The 15,789-nt window shown below is 58.7% G+C and carries 14 protein-coding genes; 9 read left to right on the forward strand and 5 right to left on the reverse strand.

Features of this window, described 5'->3' with window-relative positions; translation table 11 throughout:
- Positions 1-23: 23 nt before the first annotated feature.
- The 4 genes from ruvX to AC3DKS_RS11845 all read left to right on the forward strand — a co-directional run bounded on the left by ruvX (position 24) and on the right by AC3DKS_RS11845 (position 5,118).
- Positions 24-440, forward strand: a complete 417-nt coding sequence (ruvX, locus tag AC3DKS_RS11830; protein ID WP_272607981.1) for a Holliday junction resolvase RuvX — start codon at positions 24-26, stop codon at positions 438-440.
- Entirely contained in the window at positions 437-1,027 is a 591-nt protein-coding gene (gene def / locus AC3DKS_RS11835) for a peptide deformylase (protein ID WP_272607982.1), read from the forward strand. Before ruvX ends, def begins: the two co-directional genes overlap by 4 nt.
- A 38-nt stretch (positions 1,028-1,065) precedes the next feature.
- Complete coding sequence (locus AC3DKS_RS11840) at positions 1,066-1,539, forward strand: DUF5606 family protein (protein ID WP_272607983.1); 474 nt, start codon at positions 1,066-1,068, stop codon at positions 1,537-1,539.
- A 126-nt stretch (positions 1,540-1,665) separates the two neighbouring features.
- Positions 1,666-5,118, forward strand: coding sequence for an amidohydrolase family protein (locus AC3DKS_RS11845; RefSeq protein WP_272607984.1), 3,453 nt, complete (start codon positions 1,666-1,668; stop codon positions 5,116-5,118).
- Here the strand turns inward: AC3DKS_RS11845 and AC3DKS_RS11850 are convergent.
- Genes AC3DKS_RS11850 through AC3DKS_RS11870 form a run of 5 tightly spaced genes read right to left on the reverse strand, consistent with a single transcriptional unit; the run spans position 5,058 to position 10,921 of the window.
- Positions 5,058-6,671 carry a beta-N-acetylhexosaminidase gene (locus AC3DKS_RS11850; protein ID WP_015754271.1) on the reverse strand — a complete coding sequence of 538 codons (1,614 nt, stop codon included), beginning with the start codon at positions 6,669-6,671 and terminating at the stop codon, positions 5,058-5,060. The two genes, AC3DKS_RS11845 and AC3DKS_RS11850, sit on opposite strands and share 61 nt — an antisense overlap.
- A gap of 48 nt (positions 6,672-6,719) precedes the next feature.
- Complete coding sequence (locus AC3DKS_RS11855; protein ID WP_015754272.1) at positions 6,720-7,418, reverse strand: SGNH/GDSL hydrolase family protein; 699 nt, start codon at positions 7,416-7,418, stop codon at positions 6,720-6,722.
- Entirely contained in the window at positions 7,415-8,317 is a 903-nt protein-coding gene (locus tag AC3DKS_RS11860; protein WP_238528058.1) for an alpha/beta hydrolase, read from the reverse strand. Before AC3DKS_RS11860 ends, AC3DKS_RS11855 begins: the two co-directional genes overlap by 4 nt.
- 44 nt (positions 8,318-8,361) lie before the next feature.
- Positions 8,362-9,270 (reverse strand): SMP-30/gluconolactonase/LRE family protein, encoded by a 909-nt coding sequence (locus tag AC3DKS_RS11865; protein ID WP_272607985.1) that lies wholly within the window; start codon positions 9,268-9,270, stop codon positions 8,362-8,364.
- Positions 9,271-9,274: 4 nt separating this feature from the next.
- The gene (locus AC3DKS_RS11870) at positions 9,275-10,921 is read right to left on the reverse strand and encodes an N-acyl-D-amino-acid deacylase family protein (RefSeq protein ID WP_272607986.1); all 1,647 of its coding nucleotides are present in this window, start codon (positions 10,919-10,921) and stop codon (positions 9,275-9,277) included.
- An 89-nt stretch (positions 10,922-11,010) separates the two neighbouring features.
- Here AC3DKS_RS11870 and mazG point away from each other — a divergent pair, with 89 nt between their 5' ends.
- Genes mazG through AC3DKS_RS11895 form a run of 5 tightly spaced genes read left to right on the forward strand, consistent with a single transcriptional unit; the run spans position 11,011 to position 15,789 of the window.
- Positions 11,011-11,787 (forward strand): nucleoside triphosphate pyrophosphohydrolase, encoded by a 777-nt coding sequence (gene mazG, locus AC3DKS_RS11875; RefSeq protein WP_272607987.1) that lies wholly within the window; start codon positions 11,011-11,013, stop codon positions 11,785-11,787.
- A gap of 36 nt (positions 11,788-11,823) precedes the next feature.
- On the forward strand, positions 11,824-13,215 hold the full coding sequence (locus AC3DKS_RS11880) for an MATE family efflux transporter (protein WP_272607988.1): 1,392 nt from the start codon (positions 11,824-11,826) through the stop codon (positions 13,213-13,215).
- A gap of 39 nt (positions 13,216-13,254) precedes the next feature.
- Positions 13,255-13,482, forward strand: coding sequence for a hypothetical protein (locus AC3DKS_RS11885; protein ID WP_015754278.1), 228 nt, complete (start codon positions 13,255-13,257; stop codon positions 13,480-13,482).
- A gap of 1 nt (position 13,483) precedes the next feature.
- Positions 13,484-14,053, forward strand: coding sequence for a phosphatase PAP2 family protein (locus AC3DKS_RS11890; RefSeq protein ID WP_272607989.1), 570 nt, complete (start codon positions 13,484-13,486; stop codon positions 14,051-14,053).
- Positions 14,050-15,789: an ArnT family glycosyltransferase gene (locus tag AC3DKS_RS11895; protein WP_272607990.1), complete on the forward strand. Its 1,740-nt coding sequence runs from the start codon at positions 14,050-14,052 to the stop codon at positions 15,787-15,789. The genes AC3DKS_RS11890 and AC3DKS_RS11895 overlap by 4 nt, the downstream gene beginning before the upstream one ends.

Genomic DNA, 15,789 nt, shown 5'->3' on the forward strand with positions numbered 1-15,789 from the left:
GTTATTTTTGCCAAAAAATTTATTTGGGCAGGATACTCGCTTTGGACTATGGGCAGAAACGCACCGGCATTGCCGTGACCGACCCGTTGCAGATGATCGCTTCCGGGCTGACCACAGTACGGACCCCGGAATTGCTGGATTTCCTGGAAAGCTATATGGGGGAGGAGCAGGTGGAACGAATTGTGATCGGGGAGCCGCGTCGGATGGATAACAGCCCGTCCGGGATCGAAGCCGAAATCCGCAGCTTTATTGAGCGTGTAAAAAAACGTTTTCCGGATCTACCCCTGAGCCGGCAGGACGAACGGTTCAGCTCGCAAATGGCGGTCCGGGCCATGATAGAAGGAGGGATGAAGAAAAAGAAACGACGCGATAAGGCAGCCGTGGACAAAATCAGCGCCACCCTGATCCTGCAATCGTATTTAAGCAGCAAAGAATTATGATCTTACCAATAGTCGCATACGGAGACCCGGTACTGCGCAGGAAATGCGAAACGATTGGGCCGGAATACCCGGAACTCGCCACCCTGATCGAGAATATGTGGGAAACTATGTACCAGGCCAACGGGGTGGGGCTGGCAGCCCCCCAGGTGGGCCGGCCCATCCGGCTGTTCCTGGTCGACACCTCGCCCTTTGCGGAGGACGAGGATTTCTCCCCCGAGGAGCAGGAAAAGCTCCGGGCGTTCAAGCGCGTTTTTATCAATGCGCAGATGCAGGAGGAGACCGGGAAGAAATGGGCTTTCAACGAGGGTTGCCTGAGTATCCCGGATATCCGCGAGGACGTCACCCGGCAGGACACGATTACCCTCCGCTATCAGGATGCGGAATTCAAGGAGCATACGGAGACCTTTGACGGGTTGTTGGCCCGGGTCATCCAGCACGAGTACGACCACATTGAGGGGATCCTTTTTACGGATCACATCTCCTCCCTGAAAAAGCGCCTGCTCAAGGGGAAACTGACCAATATTTCCAAAGGGAAGGTACAGATTGATTATAAGATGCGGTTCCCGGCCGTAAAACGGGGGCGGTAGACTTAATTTTTAGCATATTTGCAGCCGAAAATCACTTTATGAGTTTAGATAAGATATTGTCCATCGCCGGAAAGCCGGGCCTGTTTCGTCTGGTAACGCAAACCCGTTCCGGCTTTGTGGCCGAATCCCTGGCTGACGGGAGGAAGATCAGCGTCGGGATGACCGGCAATGTAAGCGTCCTCTCCGAAATTGCCATCTACACACTGGATGAGGAGCTGCCGCTTCGGGAGGTTTTTGCCAGGATCCAGAAGAAGGAGGACGGGGGCAACACCTCCATCAACCACAAGGCGGGAAAACTGGAGCTCGAGGAATATTTCTTTGAGGTGCTTCCGAATTACGACGAGGACCGCGTCTACCCGAGCGACATCCGCAAGGTGATCCAATGGTACAACCTGTTGCTGGACAACGGTTTTGAAGATTTTTCGGACCCGGACGCTGCTGAGGAGGGCCAGGAAGCGGATGCAGACGGGAGCGGACCTGCCCCCGCAAACACACCCGGGAAGAAAGGATAGACCCCGGCGACGTATGGGAAACCCCTGTTGAACCGCATGGCCGATCCGGGAAAAGAGCAGGTCGACCCCCGCAGACAGGGGGCATAATTCCCTATATTTAGCGGAGAAACCGCTAATACGTTTAAAATGTTTGCCAAATTCTTTGTGCGCAGGGCCTTGCTGCTGCTCACCGGGTTATTTCTCCTGACTGCTCATTCCCAGAATTCAGGGAAGGATTCCACCGAAAAAGATACCGCCGGAAAGAAAGAGGAAGGCCTCCCCCTGGAGCCGTCCCGCAAAATTTCCTTTCAGGCCCAACAGGGAACCTGGATCTCATTGGATGTCAGCCCGGACGGGCAAACGATTGCCTTTGACCTGATGGGCGATATTTACACCATCCCGGCAACCGGGGGCACGGCCACCGCCCTGACCCGGGGCCTGCCTTATGAGGTGCATCCGCGGTTCAGCCCGGACGGCAACTCCCTGTTGTATATTTCCGACAAAAGCGGCTCCGAGAATATCTGGATCATGGACCTGGAATCCCGGGAGGAAACCCAGCTTACAAAATCGGAGAACAAACACTACTTTTCAGCGGACTGGTCGCCGGACGGGACCTATGTGGTAGGGGCTGCCGGACGCCGCAACATCAAATTGCACCTGTATCACAGGGAGGGTGGCGGCGGGAGCCAGTTGCTGGACAAACCCGAGAATCTCAAAACCATCGACCCGGCCTTTTCCCCGGATGGCAAACGCATCTACTTCTCCCGGCGGACGGGCGCCTGGAATTACAATGCCCAACTGCCCCAATACCAGATAGGTACCTATGATATGGAGGACGGCGGTATGGCGGTAATAACCTCCCGATACGGGTCGGCTTTTACCCCCACGCCCAGCCCGGACGGGAAATGGCTGGTGTTCGGGAGCCGTTATGAAGAACACACCGGGCTGCGGCTGCGCAACCTGGAAACCGGGGAGGAGCGCTGGCTCGCCTACCCGGTGCAGCGGGATGAACAGGAATCCATCGCCCCGCTGGGGGTACTCCCGGCCATGGCCTTTTCCCCGGATAGCAAAGAGCTCTTCCTCTCCTATGGCGGGAAGATCCGGGCCCTGTCCATTGCGGACAATTCCGTTCGCGAAATACCCTTTACTGCCCCGGTTTCCCTGGACCTGGGCCCGCGCCTGGATTTCAAATACCCGATTTCCGACACCCCGGAACTCCCCGTAACGCAAATCCGGGATGCCGTTCCCTCCCCGGACGGGAAACACCTGGCCTTTACGGCCCTCAACCGGCTCTATGTGATGGAGCTCCCGGACGGGACCCCCCGGCGACTCACCGACCACGAATTTACCGAGGCGCAACCGGCCTGGTCCCCGGATGGGGGCGAACTGGTTTTTTCAGGCTGGCAACCCGGCGGGGGGCACCTCTACAAGGTCCGCACTGACGGGCGCGGGGGAGCGCGTGCCATAACCCGCGTCCCGGGTATCTATTCCCAGCCGGCCTGGTCCTACAACTCGGACCGCATCGTATTCCTACGGGGCTATGCCCAGGCTTATGACGAAGGGACGGGCCCGAACACCAGGGGCAGCCGGGAAGACCTGGTCTGGATCCCGTCCGATGGCGGGGCGCAAACGCTGATCGACAAATCAGAGGGTCGGACAACCCCGCATTTTACCAGGGGGGACGACCGGATCTACCTGAGCCACCCGCAGCGCGGGTTGCTGTCGCTTCGGTGGGACGGGACGGACGAAAAACAACACCTGATCCTCAAAGGGATTGAGACCTATGGGTCCCGGGATATCCTGACGGAGTCCGGGCATGGCGGACACGGATTGCTGCCCCAGGATTCCGGCTTGCGAGAAGAAGACGACAAGGCCTCCCGCCCGGCCGAAGTGCGAATTTCCCCGAACGGGAAGCGGGCCCTGGCACAAATTAACAACGACATTTACTCGGTGCACGTACCCCGGTATGGGAAAACACCCACCGTTTCGGTAGCCAAGCCCGGGGATGCCGCATTCCCGGCAGTAAAGCTCACACAACTGGGCGGGGAATTCCCGGCCTGGTCGGGGGATAGCGGTAAGGTACACTGGTCTTTGGGCGCCAGCCATTTTACCTATGACCTCGCCGCCGGGGAACAATTCCGGGACAGCCTGGAAGCCGTTAAAAAGGCCGAAAAGGAAAACCCGGTGAAAAAAGATTCCGTAAGCGGGGCGGACAAGGATGAGGAGGAACCGGTTTTCGAAGCAGACGAGTTTCGCATCCCCCTGAAATACCGTCAGGATATCCCCAAAGGGACCCTGCTGCTTGCAGGAGCCCGCCTGATCACCATGGAAGGGGATACGGTCCATGAAACCGGGGACCTGCTCATCCGGGACAACCGCATCGCCGCCCTGGGTCCGGCGGGGAGCCTGCAAATCCCGGAGGGGACCGAGGTAAGGGATATGAGCGGGAAGACAATTGTCCCGGGTTTTGTCGATACGCACGCACATATGTGGCCGGCCTGGGGCATCCACAAGAACCGGATTTGGATCTACGGGGCCAATCTGGCCTATGGGGTCACCACCACGCGCGACCCCCAGACAGCCACCACGGATGTCCTGACCTATTCGGACATGGTCAATGCCGGGATGATGCCGGGCCCCCGGATCTACAGCACCGGGCCCGGGGTGGGGTACTGGCGCTATAAGCTGACCAGCCTGGAGCACACCAAAAAAGTTTTGCGGCAGTACAGCGAATACTACGATACGAAGACCATCAAGATGTACCTGACCGGGAACCGGAAGCACCGGCAATGGGTGATCATGGCGGCCAAAGAACTCGGCCTGATGCCCACCACAGAGGGCGGGCTGGATTTTAAGCTGAACATGACCCAGCTCCTGGACGGGTACCCGGGGCACGAACACTCCCTGCCCATCTACCCGATCTACAACGACGTGGTCCGCACCATTGCGGATGCGGGGATGGCGGTGACCCCTACCTTGCTGGTGGCCTATGGCGGGCCCTGGGCGGAGAACTATTTCTACGCCACCGAAGACGTTTGGGGGGATTCAAAAATCCGGCATTTCACGCCCTACGAAGAACTCGCCTCAAAATCTCGGAGACGCCCGGGTTGGTTTATGGACGAGGAACACGTCTTTGAAAAGCACGCCGAATTCATGAAGGACCTGGTAGACGCCGGGGGATTGGCCGGGATAGGGTCCCACGGCCAGTTGCAGGGCCTGGGTTACCACTGGGAGTTATGGTCCGTGGCCAGCAGCGGCATGGAAAACTCAGACGCCCTGCGGGTAGCCACCCTGCTGGGGGCCCGTTCCCTGGGACTCGATGGCGACCTGGGCAGCCTGAAAGCCGGAAAACTGGCAGACCTGGTTATCCTGGATGCGAATCCGCTGGACGACCTGCGCAATACGAATACCGTCCGATATGTGGTCAAGAACGGACGGATGTACGAGGCGGAAACCCTGGATGCCGTCTGGCCGGATATGCGGAAAGCCCCCACATATCTCTGGCAGGCGGAACCCCCGGAAGGGCTGCCGGGAACGGGTCAGTCCTTGAGGTCCGGTTCAGGGAACTCGTCCGGCCACGGTACGCGGTCCGACGGGTAATACCGGATATCCATCCGCTTAAAATAGTCCGCCTGGGCGGCCAGGCGGTGCTTGTAGTCCTCCCAGGATAACTGGGCGGGTTCCGTCCATCCGAGTTCTGCGTAGCCGGGCAGCCTTGGGAATGCCAGGTACTCCAGTTCGCTGAGTTCTGATATCGTCTCCGACCACAGGGGGGCTTCAATCCCCAGGATGTCCTTTTTGGCAATTCCGGCCGCATAGGCCTGGGGGTTCCAGATGTAAGCGCTGTCCACGGGGATATAGGCGGCCCAGTGGAGCCCGAAGGTGGAGGTGGAATCGTATTGCATATCCAGGTAGGCCTTCCGGGCCGGGGAGAGGATCACCTGCATCCCCTGGTTAACCGCTTTCCGGGCGTTTTCCTCATCGGCCCAGAATTGGGCTACCGAACTGCTGTCCAGGGAGGCATTGGCAATTTCGTCCCAACCGATCATCCGTTTCCCGTACTTCCGCACGATGGGTTCCACCCGCTCCACAAAATAGATGTAATCGTCCTTTGCAGTGACGTGGCTTTCGTCTCCACCAATGTGGAAGTAGGGCCCGGGGGTCATCTCGGAAATTTCCCGGATAACATCGTCGATAAAGGCATAAACCGTGTCCTTACGCGTGTCCCAGGTGCTGAACCCCACTTGCGTCCCGGTATACAGGGCCGGGGTTTTCCCGTTCCCGTTCAAAAACGGGTAGGCAACAGAGGCCGCATTCGTATGCCCGGGCATGTCCACTTCCGGCACAATCGTGATAAACCGCTCCGCTGCATAGGCAACGATTTCTTTGTATTCCTCCTGGGTGTAATACCCGCCGGGGCCACCTCCTACTTCGGTGCTGCCGCCTACTTCGGTCAGTTTCGGCCACGATTTGATTTCGATCCGCCAGCCCTGGTCGTCCGTCAGGTGCAGGTGGAGGACATTCAGTTTGTAATAGGCCATCACGTCCAGGTATTTTTTGACGTCGGAAACGGAAAAGAAATGCCGGGCCACATCGAGCATGGCCCCCCGGTAGGCAAATTCCGTCTTATCGGTGATTTTTCCAGTGGGAAGCGGCCAGATGGGGTATTCCGTCAGGGTGTCATTGGCTGCCGACGGAATCAGCTGCCGCAGGGTCTGTACGGCGTGGAAGGCCCCCTCGGCATTCGCGCTGTTGATCAGTACGGAATCGCGGGTGATATACAACTGGTATCCTTCGGGCCCGTCCGCAGGGGATTGGTTGAAATAAATCGCCCGGTGGATCCCTTCTTTGTTTTCATTGTCCACGGGCAGCCTCAGGCCGGTACGCGCCTCAATATGGCCTGCGAGGGTTTCCGCCACCTCGGCCATGCCTGCGGCGCCCCCGCTGTAGATCGCCACGTGCCGGTCAAGGCCAAAAGCATCGTGGGTAGGTACCACGGACAGGGGTTTCGGGATCAGGGCGGCTTCCGCCAAATCCGTTTCTGGAAATTCAATACGGGGCCGCTGCTCATCGGCACATGCCCACAGGGCCACTCCCAGCCAACCGGCCAGGGCAATTCGGATCAGGGCACTGCCCCATTTCAGGTTTTTCATGCTATGTTCAATTGTTTGCGCGTGGTGTTGGAGCGCGTGGTGTTTTTATTAATTCGATTGCCCGATCAGCGGACCCAAAACAGATTTCCAGATGCGGTATCCTTCGGCATTCATATGCAGTCCGTCTTCAATAAACAAAGTTTCATTCAGGGACCCGTCCGCCTGGAGCATCGGTGTCCAGACATCGGCATAGCGGGTCAGGGGGTCCGCTTCCGCCAGCCGGCTCAACTTCCGGTTAAATCGCTCGTATTTTCCCCGTAGCTTCCACCGGCTGATACTCGGTTTGGCGGAGATCAACACCACGGGCATCCCCGGGTAACGCGACCGGATCCGGGAGAGGATTTCCGCAATATCCCGGAAGGCGCGGCCGGGGCTTTTTCCTTCTGCCAGGTCGTTGTCGCCTTCGTAGATGGAAACCACCATCGGGCGGTAATTCAGTATCAGGGGATCCAGGTAGAAAAGCAGGTCGGAAGCCTGGGAACCCCCGAACCCGGTATTGATTACCTGCCTGTCGGGAAAATCCCGGTCCAGGCTTTCCCACATGCGGACACTCGAGCTGCCGGTAAACAGATAGGTGGCCCGATAGGGGTTCCACAAGCTATCGTTCCGGGCTGTGATGGAGGCGACTTCCTGTTCAAAACGCCCGGGGTCCTGGGCGAATGCAGGGACGCATTGGATTAAAATCGCAAGCAATGCGAGCAGGACTCCCATGTCCTTGGCGGGAGAATTCGGGGAAATGCGTGTCATTCGCCTGGTTGTTTTTGTTCAGGCACTAAAATATGGACATTGGCCCAATCGTAAAAACGCTCAATCCACTTGTCGGACGGCAATCCCTGTTCCCGCATCCCGAAGCCATGACCGCCCCGGCTGTACATATGCAGGGCAACCGGGATCCCGGCTTCCCGCCATGCGGTGTAGAGTTCCACGCTGCCCTTTGCAAGGCCCAGCGGGTCGTCGGTGGCGCAAATTACGAGCAGGGGCGGGGCATGTTCCGGGGCAGGGGCCACCGGGTAGGCATCCGTCCAGGGATAAACCGGCACCAAAAAGTCCGGTACATTGTCCCCGGAAGCCGAATAGCCGACACCCAGGGTAACCGCCCCGCCGGCGGAAAACCCCATGAATCCAATTTTTTCGGGATCCAGACCGTACTCCCCGGCATGAGACCGGACCCAGGTCAACGCGCTCAGCCCGTCCTGGATGGAGTAGGGGAGTACCTTACCCACATTGGCCATCAGGCCGGTCGGGTCATTCTGTCCGAGCTGGCTGATTTCGGCAACGCCATCGGCACCCGTGGGCACCAGGCGGTATTTGAGCACAAAAGCCGTAAAACCCCGTTCCGCGAGCCATTGGGCTACCTGCCGGCCTTCACTTTCGATACTCAACCCGTAAAGGCCCCCGCCCGGGGCAATCACTACGGCTGCCGAATTGCCCGCCCCCTTCCCGGGCCGGAAAACCTGCATGCTGGGTGCGGACACGTTTGTGACCACCTCGGTTTGCCAGATGTCGCTGTAGTAGTGTTTCTCACTACCGGTCCATTCCACCCCCCGGGCGGGGTCGAAGGGCAATGGAATACTGTCTGCCTGGGCAAACAGGCCGGGCATAACAAAGAGTAGCAACCAGTGGATCGTCAGGGTAGTTCTCATCATGGGTGAAGGTCCGTTAACATTTATTGAAAATCAGGGGGATGGGGTCATTTGGGCTGCCAATGCATCCCGGCCACGGTCATCCGAAGCGTGTACACGGCATCCATGGCTGTAATAAACAAGGTTTTGCCATCCGTACCCCCAAAAGTTACGTTGGCCGTCCAGCTTTCGGGCACCTCGATATGATGGAGTTTTTTGCCCTCCGGGCTGAAAATGTGCACGCCCCGGCCGGTCAGGTAGATATTCCCCTGTTCATCCAGGGTCATCCCATCAGAGCCCATGGTAATCATCAGGGTGGCGTTTTCCAGGCTGCCGTCCGGGGCGATATCGTACCGGTACGTCATGCTGTTGCCGATATCCGCGACGTAGAGGCGCTTTCCGTCCCGAGTCCCGATAATCCCGTTGGGTTGTACCAGGCCGTCTGCTGCTAGCTGGGGCTCCCCTCCGGCTGCAGGGATCCGGTAGACCCGCTCCTCCTCAATTTCCTTTTCCTGCCGTTCCCAGTAGGGGCGCTGGTAATAGGGGTCGGTAAAATAAATGGTGCCGTCCGGGTGGACCCACATATCGTTCGGCCCGTTGAATTTGGCACCCTGGTAATTATCCGTGAGCACTTCCACGGACTTATCCGGGGCAATGCGCCAGAGCTCAAACTTCTCGTCGGCCGCAGCGAGGAGGTTGCCTTCGTTATCCCAGTACAGGCCGTTTGCCCGGCCCGCCGGCTTCATGAATACGCTGATTTCTCCGGTCTTCGCATCCCAGCGGTGAATCCGGTTGTTCGGTTGGTCGGTGAAGTACACGTCGCCCCCTGGGGCAGTTGCCGGGCCCTCCGTAAATTCAAATGCCTCGGAGACGAGCTGCAGTTCGGCGCCTTCTTCAATCAGGCCAGTCTCGCTGACGCAACCTGCAAGCAGGATCCCCAGGGCGGCCAGGGCCAGCCCGTTCGTTATTCGGTTCATCGTTTTATGGTTTTTTCATTTGATATCCCGGCCCCCTGACGAAACGCCCGGGGAAATTGCCGGTGTGCTCCCCGTTTTGCAACACGGGGACGCCATTTACCAGGACGTGTTCCACCCCGGTTGCGTATTGGTGCGGTTGTTCAAAGGTGGCCCGGTCCTGGATCCGCTCCGGGTCAAAAACCACCACGTCGGCAAAGTATCCGGGTTTGAGCAGTCCGCGCCCCCGGAGTTTCAGGTTGCCCGCCGGCAGGGAGGTGAGTCGGCGGACGGCTTCCTTCAGGGAAATGACCCCGCGATCCCGGACAAAATGGGACAGGAGGCGCGCAAAGGAGCCGTAGGCCCTCGGGTGCGTACTCTGTTCCAGGAAAACCCCTTCATTCGTATAGGAGCCCGCATCCGAACATATTGCCATATAGGGCAGGGCGAGTTTTTTTTCGACATTCTCCTCGCTCATTGAAAAATAGACCACCTGAATCCGGCTGTCATCCTCAAAGATGAGGTCGGCAATGGCTTCCCGGGGCCGGATACCGCGCTCCGCGGCCACTTCTGCCAGATTTTTGCCGATCAGGTGGCGCATGTCCTTGTTGCGAAACCCCACTAGCAGGATATTCTCCGGGGGGACGTGAAATTTAACCTCTTCGATCATCCGCTGCCTCGCCTCCGGGTCCCGGAGGTATTCCATCGTACGTTCATGCCCCCCGTCCTTGGCCCAGGCCGGCAGCAGCACATTTAACCCCGTGGAACTCGCATTGTACATATACATATCCGTGGTAATTTCCAGGCCGCGGCTGCGCGCGTCCTCCACCAGGGCGATGGCGCTGTCCAACAGGTCCCAATTGTCCTGTCCGGAAGCCTTGAAGTGGTAGATCTCGGCCGGCACATCGGCATCTTCCGCAATTTGGATGAGTTCCCGCACCGCGTGGAGCAGGCTGTCCTCCTCGTTGCGGATATGCGATATATACATGCCTCCATATTCCGATACCACCCGTGCCAGGTCGGTGATTTCGCCCGTGGATGCGTGTCCGCTCGGCACGTAAATCAGGGAGGTCGACAGGCCTACGGCCCCTTCTTCCATCCCCCGGCGGAGCAGGGTTTTCATCGAATCCATTTCCGCAGGGGTGGGCGCCCGTTTTTCGTATCCCATCACGTATTCCCGAAGCGTGCCGTTGCCCACAAAAGAGGCTACATTTGTGGATACGCCACGCTCTTCCAGGTGTTGCAGATATTCCCCGAGGGTGGTCCAGGGGATGTCGTAGGTAATGTCCTGTTGCCCATTGCGCATCTCCCGTTTCATCTCTTCGTTAAGGGGCCCCATAGAGCGTCCTTCGCCCAGTACTTCCAGGGTGACGCCCTGCCGGATATCGCTCTGCGAGCGGCCGTCCTCCAGGAGGGATACGTTTGCCCAGCTGAGCATATTGATAAACCCCGGGGCCAGGTGGAGCCCGGTGGCGTCGATCTCGGTTTTCGCCTTCCGACCCGAAAGGTCCCCGATGGCTGCAATGGTATCTCCCCGGACTCCCAGGTCGGCTCGGATGGCCGGGCTGCCGCTGCCGTCGAGCAACTGTCCGCCCCGGATAACGACATCAAACCCGGGTTCCGGTTGGCATGAGGAAAATATCAGGAGGGGAATCAGGAAGCGCAATGCGTACATGGGTCGGGTTGGTTTGCCATTAAAATTACGCCAAATTCCATTCGCCGCCAAACCCCGGATTTGTACCTTTGCCGAAAGAACAGGGCCCTATGAACACCCGGGAAAAACAGTTGCAGGCCATCGATCGCCTGCTCACCATCATGGACGAATTGCGGGAAGGCTGCCCGTGGGACCGCAAACAGACGATGCAGACCCTCCGGCAGCTGACTATCGAGGAAACCTACGAATTGGGGGATGCCATCCTGGACAATGACCTGGAGGAGGTCAAGGGAGAGTTGGGCGACTTGTTGCTGCATATTGTTTTTTACGCCCGGATCGGCTCGGAAACCGGCCATTTTGATATCGGGGACGTGGCGGAGGCGATTTGCGAGAAGTTGATCCACCGCCACCCGCACATCTACGGGGACACCGAGGTGGCCAACGAGGCGGATGTTAAGGCGAATTGGGAACGCATCAAGTTGCGGGAAGGCAAGAAAAGCGTTTTGCAGGGAGTACCCGCCGGGTTGCCGGCCCTGGTCAAGGCCAACCGGATCCAGGAGAAGGTGGCCGGGGTGGGCTTTGACTGGGAACAGCCCGAACAGGTCCTGGACAAGGTGCGTGAAGAACTGGGCGAACTCGAGGCGGAGCGGCGCGCCGGCAATGCGGATGCCCTGGAAGCCGAGATGGGCGATGTGTTCTTCTCCCTGGTCAACTACGCCCGCTTTCTCGGGATCAACCCAGAAAATGCCCTGGAACGGACCAACAAGAAATTCATGGCGCGCTTTGACTTTTTGGAATCCCGGGCCCGGGAGGCCGGGAGGGAACTCAGCGATATGACCCTGGCCGAAATGGACGTGCACTGGGAAGAAGCCAAGAAACAACCCTGAGGAGCCATGCGGCCCGATAACTGCTAACATCCCGTTTTGCTGCAGCAATACACCCGCGAATTCCGTTATAACTTCCGCCTGGCGTCCCCGGTAATCCTCGGGATGCTGGGGCATACCTTTGTCGTTTTTGCGGATAATATCATGGTGGGCCAGCTGGGTACCGCGGAACTCGCCGCGGTTTCCCTGGGGAACAGTTTTGTGTTTATCGCCATGTCGCTCGGCATCGGGTTCTCGACTGCGATCACCCCCCTGGTAGCGGAGGCGGACGGACGGGGCGACCGGGGAGAGGGCAGGCAGGTGCTCCAGCACGGCCTGGTCCTTTGCAGCCTGCTGGGCCTGGTCCTTTTTGCGGCGGTACTCCTGGCCAAGCCGCTCATGTACCTGATGGAGCAGCCCCCTGAAGTGGTGGCTTTTGCCCAGCCGTATATCGACCTGGTAGCCCTTTCCCTGATCCCGCTCATCGTATTCCAGGCGCTGAAGCAATTCTCGGAGGGGCTTTCCCAGACGCGCTATCCGATGTATGCCACCATCGTGGCCAACGTGATCAATATCGGGCTGAACTACCTATTGATATTCGGACACCTGGGGTTTCCGGCCATGGGGGTTACCGGAGCGGCCGTCGGCACCCTGGTGGCCCGTGTGGCCATGTGCTTTATCCTGTGGGGCCTGTTCCGCCGCCGCCCGGCCTTTGCCGGGTACGTTGAGCGCCTCGCCTTTCGCAAGATCGGCAAGCGGATGCTGCGAAAAATTATCAACCTGGGATTCCCCTCGGCCCTGCAATTCTTTTTTGAGGTAGCCATCTTTACCGCCGCTATCTGGCTGAGCGGTGTCCTGGGGAAAAACCCCCAGGCGGCAAACCAGATTGCCCTGAACCTGAGCAGCATGACCTTTATGTTCGGTACCGGCCTCGGGGTGGCTGCCATGATCCGGGTTGGCAACCAACTGGGCCTCCGGGATTTCCCGGAACTGCGGCGCATTGCCACGTCGATTTTCCTGATGACCGTGCTCCTGATGGCGGGCTTTGCCTTGCTGTTCCTGCTGGGTAGGCACTGGTTCCCCACGCTGTACCTGGACCTGGACGACACGGTGAATTTTGCCGATAACCGGGAAGTGGTGGAACTGGCGGCCCGGCTCTTGCTCGTGGCGTCGGTCTTCCAGATATCCGATGGCGTGCAGGTAGTGGTCCTCGGAGCGCTGCGGGGATTACAGGATGTGCGTATCCCCACGTTGCTGACCTTTATCGCCTACTGGCTGATCGGATTCCCGGTTAGCTATTTCCTCGGGTTGCATACGGCCCTGGCGAGCACGGGGATATGGATCGGTTTGCTGGCCGGGCTTACCGCCTCCTCAATAATGTTGTATCTTCGGTTCCGGTATCTGACGGGTCGGCTCATCGGCCAACATCCCGGACCAACCGGTGCCGGTTGATGGCCTACCCCGGAACGAATTGAGAAAAAACATCAATCTATGGACTTACCCCGGTTCCTGTTAGCAGACAATACGGATCACCCGACAGCCGTGTTTGTCGTCCATACGGAATATCCCCGCTTTATCCTGAACCTGGAAAACGACGAGGTGGAATGGCTGGAGGACTTCTCGGCAGAAGACCAGAAGGAACTCGAAGCGTCTGCAGAGTCGCTTATCACCGAAGCAGTCGATTTTTACGACCGCGAAATTTCCCGATACGACGACTGATATGTGGCAGCAGCTACAGGATCTGGACCGCAATTGGTTCCTGGAACTCAACGGCATGGGCACCGGGGCCTGGGACGGTTTTTTCCTTTTCCTGTCCGACAAGTGGCTCGCCATCCCGCTCTATGTACTGCTGTTGCTGCTGGCCTGGCGGGACCTGGGGTGGAAGCCCCTGTTGTTGTTACTGGTATTTGTGGCCTTGCTGATTACCTGCACGGACCAGCTGGCCAATTTTTTCAAATACGGGGTGGGCAGGCTGCGCCCCTGCTACGAGCCTTCCCTGGAGGGGATGGTACGGCTCGTCAAGGCCAATTGCGGCGGGCGGTTCGGTTATTTTTCCGCCCATGCCGCGAATGCCATGGCACTCGCCGCTTTCTTCGCAACTCGCTGGGGGTCGGGTCGGCGGGGATGGGGCGCCCTCCTGATCGTTTGGGCCCTGGCGGTAGGCTTCAGCCGGATTTACCTCGGGGTCCATTATCCCCTGGATGTCCTGACCGGCTGCCTGGTGGGCGGGGTATTCGGCTGGATGTTTGCGCGATTGTTTAAAATGGCACGATCAAAAATTTTCCAATGATCAGCGGGAAGATGTTTTGGGGGTGTTTCCTGGGGATGCTCGCCGTTTATGTCTGCGGACTGCCGGCGACCCTGATGGAGAACGATTCTGCCCAGTTTGCGGTTATGGCCATGCGGATGGTCCAGGAAAACGACTTCGTCAACCTGATCAAAGGGACCGAGCAATACCTGGACAAGCCCCACATGCACTACTGGCTTGCAGCCCTGGCCTATAAGCTATTCGGTATCCACGACTGGGCCTACAGGTTGCCGGCATTGCTGCTTACCCTCGCCGCCGCACGGGCCTGCCACGGGATCGGGAAGGAGCTCTACAACGAAAACGCGGGACGGCTCGCGGCCCTGATCTTCATGAGTGCCCAGACCATCGTCCTTTCCGTGATCGATGTGCGGACAGATGCCGTACTTACCGGCTTTACCGCTTTGTCTATCTGGCAATTGCTCCGGTACCTGAAGCTGGGGAGTACCCGGGGGTTGCTGTGGGGAGCCTTGACGGCAGGCCTCGCCTTTTCCACCAAAGGGCAGATTGCCCTGGTGGTGATCGCCCTGCCGTTGTTGTGCCATGTGGCGTATACCCGCCGGTGGTACCGTCTGGCCGACCTGCGCCTGGTTTGGGGGCTACTGGTATTTGCCCTGGCCATCAGCCCGATGCTCTACGCTTACTACCAGCAATTCGACCTGCATCCGGAGAAGGTCATCCGCGGACGGGGAAACCGCAGCGGCATTCTGTTTATTTTCTGGGAGCAGAGTTTTGAGCGGCTCAGCGGGGAAGGGGTTGGCAAGAACAGCAGCGATTACTTTTTCTTTTTCCACACCTTCCTCTGGGTCTTTTTGCCCTGGACGCTGATGGGGCTCGCAGCCTTCGGGAATCGGGCCTACCGAATGGCGCGCCGTTTCGCGGGGAACAAAACAGCCCCGGCCCCACCCGATGCCGAAGCACCGGGAGGGGCTGCGGGGGAAAATACCAGCGGGAATCCCGGTGTCCCGGAGGTGCTTACACTCGGGGGCATTGCCATCATATTCCTGATCATCAGTTTTGCGCAGTTCAAACTCCCCCATTACCTGAATATCCTGATACCGCTTTTTGCCGTGTTGACGGCCGGATATCTCGATGCGCGGAGAAGGAAAGGCCACTGGAAATGGCTCAGGCGCGCTGCCCGCCTGCAGGCCGGTATATTCGGGATAGTTTTGCTTGCTGTTTCCGGGATTGTATTCTGGGTATTTCCATTGCCGGGGGCAGCTGCCGTTGTGCTGGTCCTGGTACTTGTGGGGTCGGGCATCGCACTCTGGCGGCAAATGGCCGATCCGCTGGTACGCCTGGCGGTAATCAGCGTCCTGGCCAGTGTCGGGATCAATGCAGTGATGAATGCCCATTTCTACCCGTCCCTGTTGCAATACCAGGCGGGTTCCGAACTCGCCCGGAATTTTGTCCGGGAAGTTCCTGCAAACCCGCCCATTTTCAAATTCAGTGAGGAGCACACCTGGGCCCTGGACTTTTACAGTCGCCAGCCCGTCCGGATTGTCCGGGGCGGCAACCGCACCGACCTGGCCGGCAGGTGGGTCTACGTGGATGAAGATAAACGCCGGAGCCTGGCCGAATCGGGCTGGGAGTGGGAACGGGAAATCGTCGCCGACCAGTTTCGCATCACCCGCCTGCAGGCACGCTTCGTAAACCCGGAAACGCGGGAAGAGGTGGTCGGCAAGCGCTACTTGCTTTTATTGGCGCCCGCGGCCCCCTGA

This window comes from Robiginitalea sp., from assembly GCF_982776155.1.